Origin of the sequence: Hymenobacter coccineus, assembly GCF_001816125.1 — a bacterium.
GTDB classification, from domain to species: domain Bacteria; phylum Bacteroidota; class Bacteroidia; order Cytophagales; family Hymenobacteraceae; genus Hymenobacter; species Hymenobacter coccineus.
In genome coordinates, this window is record NZ_MDZA01000008.1 from 1 (window position 1) to 17,582 (window position 17,582).

A 17,582-nucleotide genomic window follows, 5' to 3' on the forward strand; every position below is an offset into this window, starting at 1 on the left:
GCCCCCGCCACCATCGACGCGCGCCCCAGCAGCGCCGCCGCGGCCGCCGATGCCGACGGGCTGCCCATTGCTGCGCCGGGCGCCGGGGCCCCCAGCATCTGGAAGGTGCTGGATGGGTTGCCGATTGGCAGCATCATCGGCGGGTTTTTGTTCTTTTTCCTGGGCGGCTACCTGCTGTACTCGGCCATGTTCGCGGCCATCGGCTCGGCCGTGGACGACCAGACCGATGCCCAGCAGTTTATGTTTCCGGTTACCATCCCGCTCATCCTCAGCTACATCGTGAGCATCAACGTTATCATCAACGGCGACCCCAACGGGCCCCTGGCGTTCTGGCTTTCGATGATTCCCTTTACCTCGCCCATCGCCATGGTGATGCGCCTGCCCTTCGGCGTGCCGCTGTGGCAGCTGCTGCTCTCGGGGGCCCTGCTCATCATCGGCTTCGTGGCCGTGACGTGGGTGGCCGCCCGCATTTACCGCGTGGGCATCCTCATGTACGGCAAAAAAGTAACGTACAAAGAGCTGGGCAAGTGGATGTTCTACAAAGGGTAGTAGGGACGATAGGAAATACGGTAATCCATCCAATAGTCGAGGCCGTCATGCTGAGCGCAGCCGAAGCATCTCTACCGCGCAAGTAATCATTTTACTGCTGCGGTAGAGATGCTTCGGCTGCGCTCAGCATGACGGCCTCGACTGCTCGGACGCCAGGCAAGCAAAACGATCTAAGAGCAGTTATTCCGGTTTTCGCAACCGACTTTGGGGCCCCGCTGTTCGTACCCCAACGGGCCCCGTGCCCCCATCCTCCGCGAAACCTCCCCTGAACCTTGCGAAACCTTGCGCTAAAAATCGTCTGCTTGCTCGCCCTGTGCAGCTTCACACTCGGCGACCGGCCCGCCTACCGCCTCTTCGCCGCCGATGGCAAAACCGCCGATTACGACCAGATGCTCGCCGACCTGGCCCAGGCCGACGTGGTGCTCTTCGGCGAGCAGCACAACGACCCCTTGGCGCACTGGCTAGAGCTCCAGGTAGCCAAGGACTTGCAGCGCCTTAAGGGCCCTGGCAAGCTGGTGCTGGGGATGGAAATGTTCGAGCGCGACGTGCAGCCGCTGGTGGCCCAGTACGCCGCCGGCACCCTGCCCGATTCGGCCTTCGAGCGCCAGGCGCGCCCCTGGCCCAACTACGGCACCGACTACCGCCCGCTGCTGCAATTCGCGCAGGCCCGCGGCATCCCGGTCATCGGCACCAACGCCCCGCGGCCGTTTGCCCAGCAGGTGGCCCGCGGCAGCCTCACCGCCCTCGACAAGCTGCCCGCCGCCGACCGGGCCTTGCTGGCCCCGCTGCCGCTGAAAGTGGATTACGAGCTGCCCGGCTACAAAAACATGGCCGCCATGTTCGGGGGTGGCGCTGGCAGCCCCCACGGCGGCGGGGCCCAAACCATCATCCAGGCCCAGGCCCTGAAGGACGCCACCATGGCTTACTTCATCCGCACCAGCCGCCAGCCCGGCCAAACCCTGCTGCACCTCAATGGCAGCTACCACTCCGACCACCACGACGGCATCGTGGCCTACCTCCGCCAAGGGGCCCCCGCGCTGAAAGTGCGCACCCTCAGCGTCGCCACCCAAGCTCAACTGGATCGACTGGCCAAGGAAAACGTGAGCCTGGCCGACTACGTGGTGGTAGTGCCGGAGGACATGAACAAGACGTACTAACGCTGGCTTTTCCCGCATGATTTCGACAACCAACTTCGCGGCCCTGCCCGCGGCGCCCGCCCTTCAGCGCCTTTGTCAAGCCCTGGCCGTGCTCGACGCCATCAACTCGCCAGACTGGGAATACCGCTACTATTCCTACAACCCTAACTGGGGTGAAAACGAGGAGCTGCTCGAAATGCGCGACGGCGAAGGCGACCAAATGCTGGTTTTGTTCCGCCCCGAAGGCTGCGTGATAAACGGCTTTTTGCACGAGTACGACCAGCCCGCCAAGGCCCAGGTGACCGATGGCCTGCCGACTGCCTTCGCCGATTTCATGGCGGGCGAGCCGGTGGCTTCCATCGGCACCACGTTTTGCCTCTGGTACACGCCCGCCGGCGGCTGGCAAACCGGCACCGTGGCCAGCGAAGACGACGGCTCGGAAGACCTGCTCGCCATCTTCGACAACCAGCCCGCCACCTACGCCGAGTGGGCCACCGAATACTACCTCGACGAAACCGACCGCCGGCCCCTCACGCCCGCCGCCGTAGCGCCCGTGTACCAACACGAGGTGCTGACCAAAAAAATGGTGCTGGACCTCAACGAAGAGCTGGACGCCTGGACGATGCTCGCCGCCGACTTGCAGGAAATCGGGTATGCGTACAATTTTAGTTAAGGCGATGGCTGTAATAAGTCGCTGCTTTGGGCGGGCCGGCGCGGGCTTGTTGCTGGGGCTGTTGCCGCTGGCGGCCCCGGCGCAGGGCCCCAAGCCGGCCTTCGACGTGGTGCCGCTGGGCGTGCGTGGCGGGCTCGATGAGGGCAACCTCTCGGCCTACCTGGTGGCGCCCACCGGCAGCACGGCCTACGTGTGCCTCGACGCGGGCAGCCTGCACACCGGCCTCGACAAAGCTGTGGCCAACCAGGTATTTGCGGTGGACGCCGACGCTGTACTGAAAACTTACATTAAGGCCTACCTCATCTCGCACGCCCACCTCGACCACGTGGCCGGGCTGCTGCTGAACGCGCCCGACGATGCCCCCAAAACGATTTACGGCCTGCCCAGCTGCCTGGCCACCCTGCAAAACGACTACTTCAACTGGCGCGCCTGGCCCAACTTCGGCCACTTCGGGGCCCTGCCCGCCCTGGGTAAATACCGCCTCCAGGCCCTGGCGCCGGGCCCGAAGTGGCCCTGCCCGAAACCGCCCTGCGTGTGCGCACCTTCCCGCTCAGCCACGCCCGGCCCTACGAAAGCGCCGCCTTCCTGCTGCGCAGCCATGACGATTACCTGCTGTACCTGGGCGATACCGGGGCCGACGAGCTGGAGCAAAGCCACCAGCTGCAAGCCCTGTGGCAAGCCATAGGGCCCCTGGTGCGGGCCGGCCAGCTCAAGGCCCTGTTCATCGAAACCTCCTACGCCAACGAGCAGCCCGAAAAGCTGCTATTCGGCCACCTCACGCCTGCCCGGCTGATGCAGGAGCTGGCCGCGCTGGGCCAGCTGGTGGGCCCCGGGGCCATGCGCGCCGTGCCCATCGTCATCACCCACCGCAAGCCACCCGCTGCCAACGAAGCCACCATTGCCCGGCAGCTGGCCGCGGCTAATGCGCTGGGGTTGCGGCTGGTGTACCCGGTGCAGGGCCAGCGGCTGCAGTTCTGAGCCGTTGGGAAGTGGACATAAAAAAGCCCGGACGAACCGGGCCTTTTTATGAGTGGTGTACCACGCCTATGCTTCGTCTTCCGCGCTAGGCTTGGCCTTGGCGAGGGCGGCGCTGAGGCCATTTTGCAGCTGGGCATTGGGGCCCCCAGCGGCCGTGAGGGAGATATTGTACTGCTTCTGCAGTTGCTCCCAGTCTTCGATGGAAAGGAAGACGCCGGTTATTTTCCCCTTGTCGTCCGACAAATATTTCACGTCCATACCGAGTTTTTTAAAGGAAGTAAAAAGCCCTGCGAGCATTGCAAGGACTTTTCAGGAGTTGATGGTTGGAATTTCACTGGCAAGGGCCAGCAGTTCCGCATCGGAAATACTTGCTTGCTCCGACTTGTCATAAATGGACAACAAATAAACTTCGGCCGCTACGGATACGACGCAGGTAATAACCCGGACACCCCCGCTTTTGCCCTTGTCTTTGCTGGCAATGCGCAGGCGAATCTTGTAGCAGCCGTGGCCCAAGCTGGTGCCTTGGGTTGGGTCGATACGTAGCGCGGCGACCAATTGCCCCAAATCATTGCTGAGAGACGAATGTTTTCTGGCCAGTCGCTTGGCTTGCCGGTCAAAGCAATCAAGCGTCTTGATTTGGCAGCTCACGCAATTCGGCTAACAATTCTTCCACCGGTCGCCCTTGTTGTTTGCCTGCTTTTACAAGCTGCATCTCACGCACGGCTTCGCGAAACTCCTCTTTAAAGCGCTCCTTATCTGCTTGGCCTGAGGCCACCGCTTTTTTAGCAGCGGCTGGCTTTTGCAGGTTTTTCTGAATGCGCTCCCACTCCCGGATGGGCACCAGTACGGCCGTTTGCTTGCCGGCCGCATCCAACACGAATTGAACGCTCATACCAAACAGGTTTAAGTCAGCGACATCACAGTTAATCGGTCAGCATCAGCAGTACTAGGCCGAGAACGACGAGCCGCAGCCGCAGGTGCTTTTGGCCTGGGGGTTGTTGAACACGAAGCCGCGGGCGTTGAGGCCGTCCTGAAAATCGACCTCCATGCCGAGCACGTACATGGCGTGCTTCTTGTCCATGATGAGCTTGAGGCCGTCAAGGTCGTAGATTTCGTCCTGCTCCTTGGCCTTGTCGAAGCCCAGCAAGTAGCTCATGCCCGAGCAGCCGCCGCCCTGCACGCCGATGCGCAGGCCGTAGTCGTCGGGCACGTTTTTCTCCATGATGATATTTTTAACCTCGACCACGGCGCGGTCGGTGAGGGTGATGGGGGCGAGGGTAGCAACGCTGGCCATAGGAAAGACGAGTTTGGGTTAATTAGAACAATAACAAATATACACCGGCCCGAGCTGGGGCCCCGTGCAAAGTAAACAGCGCTGGGCGGGCGGCGGTTCACGGCGTAGTTTTGCCAGCGGCCGGCTCCAGCGCGGCCTGCCGGCCCGCCCCGCCTGGGGCCCCTGCCGGTGCTGCGTCCACTTTCTGCCCGGCTGGAGCCCGGCACTGCCCCATGGATTCTTCCGCCTACTTGTTCGAACTGCTCAAAATTATTCTGCCCGCGCTCGTCGTGGCCGGGGCCATCTACCTACTCTTCAAGCAGTACCTGGACAAAGACCAGCAGCGCCGCCTCATCGAGCTGCGGCTGGCCAGCAGCAAGGAAACGCTGCCTCTGCGCCTGCAAGCCTACGAGCGGGTGGTGCTGATGCTGGAGCGCATTTCGCCCAACAACGTGCTTGTGCGCCTGAGCAGCGCCGGCCAGTCGGCCCCCGACTACCATCGCCTGCTGCAACAAGAAATCCGAGCCGAGTACGACCACAACCTCTCGCAGCAGCTCTACGTGTCGGCCGATGCGTGGGTGCTGGTGAAGGAAGCCAAGGAAAACGTGCTCACGATGGTGAACCGCGCTTTCCACGGGCTGCCCAACCCCGGCCAGGCCCGCGGCACCGAGCTGGCCAAGCGCATCCTCGAAGGCCTGATGACCGACGCCGCCGAGCCCACCGCCCAGGCCCTGGCCGCTGTGAAGCACGAGGCGTTCGGCCTGTTCTAACCGCTTAGCCCGGGGCCCCAAGCCCCGCCATTTATGGAAAAAAAGACCCGCATTGCCGTCGACATGGACGAGGTAATGGCTGACTCCATTGCCCGTTTTCAGGAGTGGTACGGCCGTGATTTTCAGCGTGAACTGACCTTAGAATCGTTGCACGGCCGCAACGCGGCCGATGCCGTAGCGCCCGAGCACCAAGCAGCCCTGCGCGCCTACCCCAACGCCCCCGGCTTTTTTAAAGACCTGCCGGTGATGGCCGACAGCCAGGACGTGCTGCGCCGGATGTCGGAGCGCTACGAGCTGTTTATTGCCACGGCGGCAATGGAATTCGCTAACTCATTTCTCGACAAGTACAACTGGTTGCAGCAGCACTTCGCCTTCATCCCGTGGTCGAACTACGTGTTCTGCGGCGATAAAAGCATCATCAACGCCGACTTCCTCATCGACGATAATGCCTACAACTTCGACAACTTCCGGGGTGAAGGCATCCTGTTCAATGCCCCGCACAACGTGCACAAAACGGGCTACCGCCGCGTGCACAGCTGGCAGGAAATAGCGGGCATTTTCCTGTAGCGTGGACTTTGTAGTCCGCGGCTTTCGCTTCGTCCTCCCGACTAATCGTGGGGCGACTGTTCAGAGCCGCGGACTACAAAGTCCGCGCTACATTCAAACCGCGGCCAGGGTGGCGGCGATGGCGCGGCGGTAGCAGTCCTCGTAGAGCGGCACGATGTTGCCGACGGCAAACTCCTCGGCGCGGGCGCGGGCGGCGGCTTTGAAGCGCGGCAGGTTGGCGTCGTCGAGCACGTAGAGGGCGTTTTTTACCATGTCGGCCACGTCACCGATGTTGCTCACCATGCCAGTCACGCCGTGAACGTTTAACTCGGGAATGCCGCCGGCGTTGGTGCTCACCACGGGCATCTCGCAGGCCATGGCTTCCAGGGCGGCTAGGCCAAAGCTTTCATTCTCAGAGGGCATCAGGAACAAGTCGCCTACGCTCAGCACTTCCTCCACGGCCTCCAGCTTGCCTAGGAAGCGAATGTCGCGCTGGCAATCGAGCTCCCGGGCCAGCTTCTCCATGCGCGAGCGGTCGGGGCCGTCGCCCACCAGCAGTAGCTTGGCCGGAATCTCGGCCCGCACGCCGGCGAAGATGCGCAGCACGTCTTCCACGCGCTTCACTGCCCGGAAGTTGCTGGTGTGGATGAGCAGCTTCTCGCCCTCGGGCGCAATAGCGGCCCGGAAGTGGCTTTTGTCCTGCTTGCGAAAGCGCACGAGGTCGATGAAGTTGGGAATTACTTCCACCTCTTTATCAATGGGAAACGACTCGTAGGTTTCGCGCCGCAAATCGGCCGATACGGCCGTCACGCCGTCGCTCTGGTTGATGCTGAACGTGACCACCGGCTCGTAGCTGGCGTCCTTGCCCACAAGCGTAATATCAGTGCCGTGCAGTGTGGTGACGACCGGCGCGGCGATGCCCCGCGAGCGCAAAATCTGCTTGGCCAGGAAGGCCGCCGAGGCGTGCGGGATGGCGTAGTGCACGTGCAGCACGTCGAGCTTTTCGTTCTGCACAATGTCGACCATTTTGCTGGCCAGGGCCGATTCGTAGGGCGGAAACTGGAACAGCGGGTACGCGGGCACGTATACCTCGTGGTAAAACAGGTTCTCGTTGAAGAAGTCGAGCCGCACCGGCTGGCTGTAGGTGATGAAGTGGACGCGGTGGCCGCGCTGGGCCAGGGCCTTGCCTAGCTCAGTGGCCACCACGCCGGAGCCCCCGTAAGTGGGGTAGCAGACGATGCCGATGTTCATAAAAGGGAAAAAAGAAGCGCGGGTGGTAACCGCCGGGCGCGGCAGATGTTGCCGGGGCCCCTACGGGTGGGATTTTGCAAACGGTTCTACGTAGTTAGTCGGACCAAGGGGCTGAGTGTTGCACCGGCCCAGGATAAAAAAACCTTATTCAAGCGGCGGCACCTTGCTTTGCGCATGTTTTGTTTTCGTTACCTCGCAATTTTTTGCCGTTTGAAAACCCCGTTTCTTCTCCGTAGCGCCTTGCTGGCCGGGGTATTGGCCCCGCTGGCGTTGGCCGGTTGGGCCCAGCCCGCGCTGCCCATCGCCCGCAATTTGCAGGCCGCTTACGCCCGCGGCACCCGCGCCGCCACCGGGGCCCCGGGCCCCAAGTACTGGCAAAATACGGCTGCCTACAACATCGACGTGGAGTACAACCCCTCGTCGCGCCGCCTCTCGGGCACGGTAGATATTGTGTACCAAAACAATAGCCCCGACACGCTGCGTCAAATCTGGTTCAAGCTCTACCCCAACCTCTACCAGGAAGGGGCCCCCCGCGTGAACCGCATCGCGCCCGAAGACATCGGCGACGGCGTGCAAATCCAGCAAATGGCCCTCAACGGCCAGCGCCTCGACGTGCGTCAGCTGGCCATCGACGCTACCAACCTGGTGGTGCCGTTGGGGGCCTCGTTGCTGCCGCGGCAAAGCCTAAAGGTGGCCATCACCTACGCCTACACGCTCAACCAAGGCTCGCACAACCGCACCGGCGAGGTGGAGCCGGGGGCGGCCTTCGTGGCCTACTTCTTCCCGCGCATTACCGTGTACGACGACCTCGACGGCTGGAACCGCTGGCCCTACACCGGCGTGGCGGAGTTCTACAACGATTTCTGCACGTTCAAGGCATCCATCACCGTGCCGCGCAACTACGTGGTCTGGGCCACCGGTGACCTCGTGAACCCCGGTGAGGTCCTAAGTAAAAAGTACATCGACCGCCTGCACCGCGCCGAGCAAAGCGAGGGCGTGACCACCATCATCGACAGCACCGACGTGCGCCGCCGCGACATCACCAACCCCGCCGCCCAGAACGCCTGGCGCTTCGAGGCCCGCGACGTGCCGGACTTTGTGTTTGCCACTGCCGACCACTACGTGTGGCAGGCCGCCAGCCCCGTGGTGGACCCCAAAACCCAGCGCCGCACCCGCGTCGACGCCGTGTACTCGCCCCAGCACCGCGACTACCGCGACGTAATAGACATTGCCCGCCGCACGGTGCTGGCCATGAGCTACACGTTTCCGAAGTGGCCCTTCCCCTACAGCCACGAAACGGTGTTCGACGGCCGCGACCAAATGGAGTACCCCATGATGGTGAACGACAACCCCAGCGCCACCCGCCAGGAGGCCATTACCCTCACCGACCACGAGATTTTCCACACGATGTTCCCGTTCTATATGGGCATCAACGAAACCAAGTACGGCTGGATGGACGAGGGCTGGGCCACCATCGGCGAGTGGCTGATTTCCAGCATGATTGACCCCACGCTGGTGGACGCTTACGGCATGGAGCCTTATGATGCCGCCGCCGGCACCGAGGTCGATCCGCCCATCGTCACGCTCAGCAGCCAGCAAACCGACCAGGCGTTTTTCCTGAATTCGTACCCCAAGCCGGGGCTGGGCTACCTCTTCGTGAAGGACTTGCTGGGCGACGATTTGTTCACCAGGGCCCTGCACACTTACGTTCGCAACTGGCACGGCAAGCACCCCATGCCCCACGATTTTTTCAATTCGATGAACGCGGGGGCGGGCCAAAACCTGAACTGGTTCTGGCAACGCTGGTTTTTCGATGACGGCTACCCCGACCTGGCCATCGCCCGCGTGGCCCCGGCCACCAGCGGCACTGCTATCACTGTGGAGGCCAAAGGCACCAAGCCCGTGCCCATCGACCTGCTGGTGACCTTCGCCGACGGTACCACCCAAAAAATCCACCGCACCATTGCCGTATGGCAAGCCGGTGCCCGTACCGTGGCGGTACCCGTAGCCAGTAAAAAAACAATAAAAAAGATCGTGATAGGCAGCCTGTACGTGCCAGATAGCTTTCCGAAGGATAACGTCTGGGAAGCGTTGAAATAAGGGGTTAATCGAAGATTGATTTGCGCCTAAGAAAGACTTTTTATTTTAGTTGTAATGATCTAAGTGATTATGTATAAAAGGGCAAATTATATTATTGATTTCAAATAACTTTAGGGCTCATATGACTCAAATTATGAATTTAGATGGATTTTAATTCTGCGCAGCGCACGTATTTTATCACAATTAAAAATATTTTAAGGTCGTTATGCTTAGTATTTATTTGTTTTAATAGTTTTGGACAGGCACATTATACCTGGCAGCCTGTTGCCGGAAGTACTAGTTGGGCCGACGGTAGTAACTGGAGCCCGATCCGCACAAACTTGGCGGCTGATGATGCTTTAGTCTTTGACGGGGCCCTGACGCCAAATACCAGCGTAACGCTTGATTTTGCTACTTCTCAAACCATTGGGCAGCTGGCTTTTATCAACAGTGTGCAGGCAACCCTGAACAACGACGGACCCCGCACGCTGAACATCGGAGCCGTACCACCCACAATTGGGCTCCAGGTAGGGGCGGGGGCAAAGGTGCAGATTGTGGGCACGTTAAGCAGCGCCGCGCTAAAAGTGCAACTGGCCTCAAACGTGAAGGCCAGCATTGCCGGTCGCATCGAACTCTCGGGCCTGGGCAGCACCGGCAGCGGACACCAACTGCTTTCTAATACGCCCGGGGCCCTCGAATTTCTGAGCGGCAGCTATCTGCTGTGCGGCTCAAAATTCATTGGTTTCCCTTTCGGCGAGCTCTCAACCGGTGCGGGCTCGGCGGTGTTTCGCAGTGGCGCCACTTTCGAACAATTCAGCGGTGGTACTGCCTTTGGGGGCAAAACGTGGTCCATGGCTGCTTTTAACCCGGGTAGTACGTTCGTGTTTTCGGCGACGTCGGGCACACTTGGCGTAAGCAATCGCACCTTTGGCCACATATTGATTAACACGAACCGGACGTCGCCAACCGCTACGTTCGGTGCGGGCACGTTGAAAATTGTGAATGACCTAACCATCACAGCGGGCACGCATCCTTTCAACATCCAAAGCATTGAATTGCTGGGCAACCTTGTGCTAAACGGCGGCAACATGACGATGCCGGCGGTTGACACCAATAACGGCAATGCTCCCCAGGCGAGTACGCTTAATATTGCCGGCAGTGCGGCGCAAAGTATCTCCGGCACCGGCACCATCACGATGGGCGCCACCGTCAGCCTGACGCTGAACAACGCCGCTGGCCTCACACTGCAACGCCCGGTGCAAATCAATGCCAACCTGGCCCTGACCCAAGGCCTGCTGACTACTACCGCAATAGCCTGACGCTGGGGGCCTCGGCTACTACGAGCGGCGGTAGCGCCACCAGCTTCGTGAATGGCCCCTTGAGCCGGGTGCTGGCCACGGCCAACACGGCCACCGACCTGTTTTTCCCCATTGGCAGCGGCACGGCTTACCGCCCGCTCACCCTCCGGGCCGAGCAAACCGACGCCAACCCTACTATTTACACGGCCCAGCAGTTCAACCGGGCCCCCACGGTGCGGGCCATGCCCGCGGCGGCGGGCAGCTTGCAACGGGTGTCAAGGGTGCGGTACTTCACCGTGACGAACGGCAGCGCGACCAATTTCGCCCAAGGTATCGTCACGCTCAATTATGATGCGGACGACCAAGTGGATGCGCCCGCCAAGCTGCGCATTGCCAAGAGCGACAACGCTGGCAACTGGCTCGACCTGGGTGGCACGGGCTCGGGGGCCCCGGCCGGTAGCATCACATCCACCCTGGCCTTCAACTCATTCAGCGATTTTGTGCTGGCGAGTACCGAGGCTGCTGGGGGCCCTGGCAATAATCCACTACCCGTTGGCCTTACCAGCTTCACGGCCCGCCGGGAAGCGGCCGGGGTACGGCTGCGCTGGACTACGGCTACGGAGCACAATAATCACCATTTTGAAGTACATCGTAGTATTGATGGGCAAGTCTTTACAGTGTTGAAGATGCTGCCAGGTCTCGGCAACAGTACTGTAGCTCAGGAGTACACGTGGCTCGACGGGGCCAGCGCAATCAATGGCTCGGCATACTACCGGTTGCGCCAAGTAGATGTGGATGGCACCGGTACCCACTCGCCAGTGGTGGCGGTGCAGGCAGGCGCAATGACGGCCGGTGTGTTTCCCAATCCTGCCCACGACCACTTAAGTTTCTGCGCGGGGACCGGCGACGCTTACCGCGTGCTGGATGTAATGGGGCAACCGGTGCTAACGGGGCAAGCAGTGATGGGTTTGAACAGTCTGAATTTGATTAATCTAGTTCCCGGCATTTATCATCTTGATGTCACTGGCAAACAGGGCCACAAGCGGTGCCGATTTATTAAGGAGGAAATGGGACAATAGCGGTAGCCACGCTCGCGCAATCAAGGGCCGGACTATTCTGGTGGGAAGTAGTCCAGCGGTAAAAGCTCCGCCATCTTCTCGAAGCTCCAGTAGCCTTCGGTTACCAACGACAAGGGGGCGACGGGCACGGCGTTGGGGGCCAGCTCAACGGCAGGCGGGGGGCGCAGTTGCAGGATTGATTCTTGGTGGCTTGGCAACGGGTGGCCGGTGATGGCGCCGGGGGCGTGAAAATTAGGGTCGGGCCGGGCATTCTCGTACGTCACAGCCAGCAGGTCGCGGAAGCGTAGCCATACCCGCCCTGCGGTGGCGGTGCGCACACTGTCCAGCGGCAGCCGGGGTTTGTACACGAGCGAAAGCACTTTGGATTGCCCCAGAAGGCGCCACACTGAGTCGGGCAAGCTGCCGTGGTTCCGGCCAGCGGCCTGCCACCGCCGCACCAGGCTGTCGGTGGCCGCGCGGCGGCGGTTGGGACGGCGTTGCAGCCGTTGCAGCAGGAAGCCTTCCTCGGCGAGTTGGCCCGCGTAGGCACTGCGCAAAAAGTGCAGATAAGAGCCCCGGTAGGCCTTTTGCCGGTTGGCTTCCCAGCGGCGCTGCCCGTCGGCATTGAGGGGGGGCAAAGACTGAAAAGCAACCCGGCTGACGGTGAGAATTGTCACCGTTTCGTCGGTGATATCCGCCCGAAAGTCCAGGTCATAATAGGTAAGCCGGTACCCCAGGGCCCCATTGTCAACCTGCACAGGGCGCGTGGCGCGGGCCGTTAGACGCCGCCGGTCCGGGTCGAAAATGACGCGGATGTCGCCCGGGTCGCGCACACGGCACAGTTGAGCGAACGAGGAGGTGCCAAGAAATAATCTTAAGAACAGCTGGTAGTCAGCCAACCGGTTAACGGGGCGTACCACCACTTCACCCAAAGGCGCCGGTGCGGGCAGCAGGCCAAAGTTCAAGGTTAAACTAGTTGCATCGGCCACCAATAACGGCCGCTGCCGCAGCCGGTAGCCCAAGTAGCTAGCCGACACGTCGTAGCGCCCACGCTGGATGCCGGGCAACACGTAGGCCCCCTGCTGGTCCGCCGTAACGCCGTAAGTGGTATTCAGCAGAAAAACGCTGGCAAAAGGCAACGGCTTGCCCGTCAGAGAATCGCGGACGGTACCATGAATGGTCACCTGGGCCGTTGCCGGCACCGCCAATAACAACAGGACGATTAGCAAGGCGCGCATGGTAGCGTTTTGTGCCCGGGGCCCCGGGCGGACCTTAGTGCTCGTAGCGGGGCCCTAATCCGTAGCCCGCGCCGGTTTTCACCTGAATGATCCGCTAGCAATTTATGCTAAACGCTGCCAAACCAAGCCGGTTAGTGCCTACTCGCTGCCCGCCGTACTCCCAGTTGCGCCTAGGCCTTTCGCAGGTTTAGCTACGGCTACCTGGCCGGCGGCCAGGGCCTTGTAAATCACTTCCTGGATGCGGGTGCGGATGTTGTACTGGCGCAGCTTGTTGTTGCCGGCGTCGGGGTACACGCGGTTGGAGAGGAAGATGTAAAGGATCTGGTTGTCGGGGTCCATCCAGACGCAGGTGCCGGTAAAGCCGGTGTGGCCGAAGGTATTGGCCGGGGCCAGGTTGCTGGTGGGGCCCTGGGGCTTGCTGGGGTCGCCGTGGTCCCAGCCCAGGCCGCGCTTGTTGCCCGATACCTGGGGCCGGGCAAACTCCGACACCACCGGCGTCTGGAAGTAGCGGGTGCCGCCGTAGTTGCCGTTTTGCAGATTCATCTGCATCAGCACGGCTAGGTCGTTGGCGGTGGCGAAAAGGCCGGCGTGGCCACCTACGCCGCCCACCAGGGCCGCCATCTGGTCGTGCACGGTGCCTTGCAGCTGCGCGTGGCGGTAATACGTGTCGTTTTCGGTAGGGGCAATGCAGCTTTTAGGGAAGCGCGCGAGGGGGTTGTAGGTGAGGTTGGCCAAGCCCAGGGGCCGGTAGAAGTTGGCTTGCAGAAAGGCGTCGATGGGTTGCTTCAATAGCTTCTCGCTCAGGCGCTTCATCATGAGAAAGCTGAGGTCGGAATACTCCACCGGGTACTTGCCGCGCACCTTGGGCAGTAGCCCCGAGCGCAGCGTCCAGGTCCACACCGAGTCGTCGGCGGCCTTGAGGCTGTACTCGCCGGGGGCCACCTCGTTCGGGAAATCGGCCGATTTCTGGTCGGCGTAAAAGGTTGGTTTCAGCTTGCTGTCGCGCACGGTGCGCTCCCAGGTGGGAATGCCCGGCTTGAGGCCCGCCTGGTGCAGCAGCACGTCGCGCACGGTCATGTCGCGCTTGTTGGTGCGCTGCATTTCGGGCAGGTAGGTGGATACCTTTTCATCCAAATTCAGCCGGCCCTGGTCCTTGAGGTACATGATGGCCTGCAAGGTGCCGGCCACTTTGGTAACGGACGCTAAATCGTACAGCGTGCTGCTGGTGATGGGCTGCGACTGGTCGTAGGTGGCGTAGCCGTAGCTCTGGTCGAACACCACGGTGCCGTTTTTGGCCACCAGCACCTGGCAGCCGGGGGCAGCGGCGTAGGTCTGGCTTTCAAGGGCAATGTTGTCGATGCCGGCCAGCACGCGCGAGTCGAGGCCCTCGCTTTCGGGGGTAGCGTAGCGCAGGCGGTGCAGGTCGGGCGTGGCCAGGCCGGTGCCCAGCGGCAGGGTGGGCGACACCGTGACGGGCAGCTTGCCCCGCGCCGGCAGGGCCCCGAACAGCACCTGCGGCACCACCAGCTGGGCCGCGTAGTGGTCCTCGTAGGCGCAGACCAGCGTGCGGGCCCCCTCCAAGTACTTGAGGCCATAGGCGTTGCCCATAGCCACCACCACCGTTTTGATGCCCTTGGTGGCCTCCAGCTGCTTCAGGAATTTTAGGGCCCCGTCGCCCAGGCCGTAGCTGTGGCCGGGGGTGTTGTTCATCTGGTGCAGGCTCACCACCACCACGTTGTAGGGCTGGAGGCGCGGCAGCAAGCGGGCAAATGTGGAATCGGGCGCATAGCGGTCGGCCACGGCGTACACCGGGCCGGCCTGGTACTTATTGAAGATGGTGGCGTAGGGCCCCTCGGCCGGCGTGCCGATGGTGATGGCCGCAATGCGCAGGGTATCAAGCCGCTGGAAGGGGAGGAGCTTGTCGTCGTTTTTCACCACGGTGGTGGCGTGCTCGAAAATGCGCTGGGCCAGTACCCGCGTGCTGGGCTGGTTCAGGCTGTCGTGCAGGGTGGCCAGGTTGGCGGGGCGGTAGTTGTTCAGCCCCGCCCAATACTTGGCCCGCAGAATTTTCTTCACCCGCAGGTCCAGGTCGGCCTGCTGCAATTTGCCGGCCGCCACGGCCTCCTTGATGCGGGTGAGGGCCGCCGGTACGTCTTCCGAAAACAAGAGTACGTCGTTGCCCGCGGCCAGGGCCATGGCGTCCAGCTCGCCGTCTTTATACAGCTTGCTCACGCTGCGCATGTTCAACGCATCGGTGAATACCAGACCCTTAAAGCCCATTTTGTCTTTCAGCAAGTCCGTGACCAAGGCGTGCGAAAGGGTGGTGGTTTTGGCGTTCGTCGTGTCAAAAAGTGGGATGTAAAGGTGGGCCACCATTGTGCCCATCACCCCGATATCAAATGCCTGCTGGAAGGGCACCAAGTCCACCTTCGTTAGGCGGGCCATGTCGGTGTTGACGACCGGCAGGGCCACGTGCGAGTCGGTGTCGGTGTCGCCGTGCCCGGGGAAGTGCTTGGCCACGGCCATCACCCGGCTGTCCTGCAAGCCCTTGATGTACTGCACGCCCAGCGCCGCTACCCGGTCCTGGTTCTCGCCAAACGCGCGGTTGCCAATCACCGGGTTGTTGGGGTTCGAGTTCACGTCGAGCACCGGCGCGAAGCTGATGTGCACGCCCAGCGCGCGCAGCTTGCGGGCAATGGCCTGGCCCATCTGGTACACGTACTGCGGGTCGTCGAGGGCCCCCAGCGTCATTTCCTTGGCAAAGTGGGCCGACGAGTCGAGGCGCATGTCGAGGCCCCATTCGGCGTCGGTGGCGATGAGCAGCGGCACCTTGGCAGCGGCCTGCAGGCGGTTGGTGAGCAAGGCCTGGCGCTTGGGCCCCCCTTGCAAAAACATTACCCCGCCCACGCCCTGGTTGCGCACCAGCCGCTCGATGCGTTCGCCGTGGGCCTTCTCGCGGTTCGAGTAGGCGGCCACCATGAAGAACTGGCCCAGGCGCTGGTCGGGCGTGAGGGAGTTGAACACGCTGTCGACCCACGCCATTTCGAGCGGGGAGTTGGGCAGCGGGTCGGCGGGCAGCTTCCGCAGGCTGGCGAACGAGAGCAGCGTGCCCGCCGCCAGCAGCAGCACCGCGAAGGCTGGCCAAATCGTGCTACGGAGCAGGCCCGGGGGGCGGAGGGAAAACTTCAAAGGAAAACCGGGCCCCGGGGGCCGTACTTTTGTCGTGGAAAGCTGCGGAACCGACGGGCGAGGTTTGGCCGTTCCAAACCCGCCACCCGCCCAACCCAAACGGGGCAAAAATTGCTCCGCAACGGGCCGTTGGCGTGCCGCCGTTTACCCGCGAAGGTACGCAGAAACCACGGGGGGCTGGATTGACCTTGGCGCTGTATTGCCTTGATTTGCGCCACCCGCCGGCTTTTTGCAGGGCCCTTGCGGCTAATTTGCCCGCTCCTTTGTTTACCCGCTGGCCCCCGCCGGCCCCGCTCCATGCCCGACATCATCCGCCTGCTTCCCGAGTACCTTGCCAACCAGATTGCGGCCGGCGAAGTAGTGCAGCGCCCCGCCTCGGTGGTGAAGGAGCTGCTGGAAAACGCCGTGGATGCCGGCGCCACCCAGGTGCAACTCATTGTGAAAGAGGCCGGTAAGCAGCTCGTGCAGGTGGTGGACAACGGCACGGGCATGAGCCCCACCGACGCCCGCATGAGCCTGGAGCGCCACGCCACCAGCAAAATCCGTAGCACCGAAGACTTGTTCCGCATCCGCACGCTGGGCTTCCGGGGCGAGGCCCTGGCCAGCATTGCGGCCGTGGCCCAGGTCGAAATCCGCACCAAGCAGCCCGCGCAGGAAACCGGCTCGTTGCTGCTCGTGGAGGGCTCGCAGGTGACCAGCCAGCAGCCCACGGCCTGCCCCGACGGCACGAGTATCGCCGTGAAAAACCTGTTTTTCAACGTGCCTGCCCGCCGCAACTTCCTCAAGAGCAACGCCGTGGAGATGCGCCACGTGCTCGATGAGTTTCAGCACGTGGCGCTGGCTAACCCGCAGGTGGGCTTCTCGCTGTTTCAGAACGACTTGGAGGTATTTGGGCTGCCGGCTGGCAAGCTCAGCCAGCGCATCGTGCAGCTGCTGGGCAACGGCTACAAGGAACAACTGGCCAACTGCGAGGAAGTGACGCCCTTCATCGCCGTACGCGGTTACGTGGGCAAGCCCGAGTCGGCCAAGAAAAGCCGGGGCGACCAGTTTTTCTTCGTCAACAACCGCTTCATCCGCTCGGCCTACCTCAATCACGCCGTGCTGGCGGCCTACGAGGGCCTGCTCCCGCGCGACGCGCACCCGTTTTACGTGCTGTTTCTGGAGCTCGACCCCAAGGCCATCGACATCAATGTGCACCCAACCAAGACGGAAATCAAGTTCGAGGACGAGAAAACGGTGTACGCCGTGGTGCGCTCGGCCGTGAAGCAGAGCCTGGGGCTGCACAACATTGCGCCCTCGCTGGACTTCGACGGCGACGTAAACTTCGCGCCCATCCGGCCGCTGCGGGCCGGCAAGCCCGCCGGGGCCTCGCGCTGGCTGCGCCCCGAAGACAACCTGCCCGCCGTGACGCCCGCTGACCGCGACGATCTGGCGGGGGCCCCTGGCCTGCCCGGGGCCCCCACGGCCCGGCCCAAGGCGGGCAGCTTCGCCAATTTTGACTCCGATACCCGCACCGACGGCTTCGCCCGCCAGGCCCCGGCGCG

At 62.2% G+C, this 17,582-nt stretch carries 18 protein-coding genes; 11 read left to right on the plus strand and 7 right to left on the minus strand.

Annotated features, from left to right (window positions below; translation table 11 throughout):
* The 5 genes from BEN49_RS00560 to BEN49_RS30005 form a co-directional block, all read left to right on the plus strand.
* The coding region (locus BEN49_RS00560) for an ABC transporter permease (RefSeq protein WP_141765597.1) at positions 1-549 on the plus strand (549 nt) is incomplete at its 5' end.
* A gap of 272 nt (positions 550-821) precedes the next feature.
* Positions 822-1,706 carry a ChaN family lipoprotein gene (locus BEN49_RS00565; RefSeq protein WP_070739263.1) on the plus strand — a complete coding sequence of 295 codons (885 nt, stop codon included), beginning with the start codon at positions 822-824 and terminating at the stop codon, positions 1,704-1,706.
* A 16-nt stretch (positions 1,707-1,722) separates the two neighbouring features.
* Positions 1,723-2,358 carry a hypothetical protein gene (locus tag BEN49_RS00570; protein ID WP_070739266.1) on the plus strand — a complete coding sequence of 212 codons (636 nt, stop codon included), beginning with the start codon at positions 1,723-1,725 and terminating at the stop codon, positions 2,356-2,358.
* 4 nt (positions 2,359-2,362) lie between these two features.
* Positions 2,363-3,043 carry a 3',5'-cyclic-nucleotide phosphodiesterase gene (locus BEN49_RS25155; protein WP_158022695.1) on the plus strand — a complete coding sequence of 227 codons (681 nt, stop codon included), beginning with the start codon at positions 2,363-2,365 and terminating at the stop codon, positions 3,041-3,043.
* Complete coding sequence (locus tag BEN49_RS30005; protein WP_262490162.1) at positions 2,947-3,336, plus strand: MBL fold metallo-hydrolase; 390 nt, start codon at positions 2,947-2,949, stop codon at positions 3,334-3,336. Before BEN49_RS25155 ends, BEN49_RS30005 begins: the two co-directional genes overlap by 97 nt.
* 66 nt (positions 3,337-3,402) lie before the next feature.
* Here the strand turns inward: BEN49_RS30005 and BEN49_RS00580 are convergent, their stop codons facing one another.
* The 4 genes from BEN49_RS00580 to BEN49_RS00595 are packed head-to-tail and all read right to left on the minus strand — an operon-like array spanning position 3,403 to position 4,630.
* Positions 3,403-3,594 (minus strand): hypothetical protein, encoded by a 192-nt coding sequence (locus BEN49_RS00580; RefSeq protein WP_070739269.1) that lies wholly within the window; start codon positions 3,592-3,594, stop codon positions 3,403-3,405.
* A 51-nt stretch (positions 3,595-3,645) separates the two neighbouring features.
* Complete coding sequence (locus BEN49_RS00585) at positions 3,646-3,984, minus strand: type II toxin-antitoxin system RelE/ParE family toxin (RefSeq protein ID WP_070739272.1); 339 nt, start codon at positions 3,982-3,984, stop codon at positions 3,646-3,648.
* Entirely contained in the window at positions 3,959-4,228 is a 270-nt protein-coding gene (locus BEN49_RS00590) for a hypothetical protein (protein WP_070739275.1), read from the minus strand. Before BEN49_RS00590 ends, BEN49_RS00585 begins: the two co-directional genes overlap by 26 nt.
* 54 nt (positions 4,229-4,282) lie before the next feature.
* Positions 4,283-4,630 carry a HesB/IscA family protein gene (locus BEN49_RS00595; protein ID WP_070739278.1) on the minus strand — a complete coding sequence of 116 codons (348 nt, stop codon included), beginning with the start codon at positions 4,628-4,630 and terminating at the stop codon, positions 4,283-4,285.
* A 212-nt stretch (positions 4,631-4,842) separates the two neighbouring features.
* Between BEN49_RS00595 and BEN49_RS00600 the strand changes: the two genes are divergently transcribed.
* Together BEN49_RS00600 and BEN49_RS00605 are read left to right on the plus strand one after the other, a co-directional pair.
* Entirely contained in the window at positions 4,843-5,379 is a 537-nt protein-coding gene (locus BEN49_RS00600) for a DUF7935 family protein (protein ID WP_070739281.1), read from the plus strand.
* Between the two features lie 33 nt (positions 5,380-5,412).
* A complete protein-coding gene (locus BEN49_RS00605) occupies positions 5,413-5,946 on the plus strand; it encodes a 5' nucleotidase, NT5C type (RefSeq protein ID WP_070739284.1) in 534 nt (177 codons plus the stop codon).
* A gap of 93 nt (positions 5,947-6,039) precedes the next feature.
* Here BEN49_RS00605 and bshA read toward each other — a convergent pair whose 3' ends face one another.
* The gene (gene bshA / locus BEN49_RS00610) at positions 6,040-7,176 is read right to left on the minus strand and encodes an N-acetyl-alpha-D-glucosaminyl L-malate synthase BshA (RefSeq protein WP_070739286.1); all 1,137 of its coding nucleotides are present in this window, start codon (positions 7,174-7,176) and stop codon (positions 6,040-6,042) included.
* 210 nt (positions 7,177-7,386) lie between these two features.
* Here bshA and BEN49_RS00615 point away from each other — a divergent pair, with 210 nt between their 5' ends.
* The 3 genes from BEN49_RS00615 (at position 7,387) to BEN49_RS00625 (ending at position 11,632) form a co-directional block, all read left to right on the plus strand.
* Positions 7,387-9,276: a M1 family metallopeptidase gene (locus tag BEN49_RS00615; RefSeq protein WP_070739289.1), complete on the plus strand. Its 1,890-nt coding sequence runs from the start codon at positions 7,387-7,389 to the stop codon at positions 9,274-9,276.
* 143 nt (positions 9,277-9,419) lie between these two features.
* Positions 9,420-10,574 carry a hypothetical protein gene (locus tag BEN49_RS00620; protein WP_125916358.1) on the plus strand — a complete coding sequence of 385 codons (1,155 nt, stop codon included), beginning with the start codon at positions 9,420-9,422 and terminating at the stop codon, positions 10,572-10,574.
* A 47-nt stretch (positions 10,575-10,621) separates the two neighbouring features.
* A complete protein-coding gene (locus BEN49_RS00625; protein WP_125916360.1) occupies positions 10,622-11,632 on the plus strand; it encodes a T9SS type A sorting domain-containing protein in 1,011 nt (336 codons plus the stop codon).
* 32 nt (positions 11,633-11,664) lie between these two features.
* Here the strand turns inward: BEN49_RS00625 and BEN49_RS00630 are convergent, their stop codons facing one another.
* The gene (locus BEN49_RS00630; RefSeq protein ID WP_083325637.1) at positions 11,665-12,849 is read right to left on the minus strand and encodes a carboxypeptidase-like regulatory domain-containing protein; all 1,185 of its coding nucleotides are present in this window, start codon (positions 12,847-12,849) and stop codon (positions 11,665-11,667) included.
* Positions 12,850-12,987: 138 nt separating this feature from the next.
* On the minus strand, positions 12,988-16,038 hold the full coding sequence (locus BEN49_RS00635) for a serine hydrolase domain-containing protein (RefSeq protein ID WP_070739301.1): 3,051 nt from the start codon (positions 16,036-16,038) through the stop codon (positions 12,988-12,990).
* 297 nt (positions 16,039-16,335) lie between these two features.
* Here BEN49_RS00635 and mutL point away from each other — a divergent pair.
* On the plus strand, positions 16,336-17,582 hold a 1,247-nt coding region (gene mutL, locus BEN49_RS00640), incomplete at its 3' end, for a DNA mismatch repair endonuclease MutL (protein ID WP_239691758.1).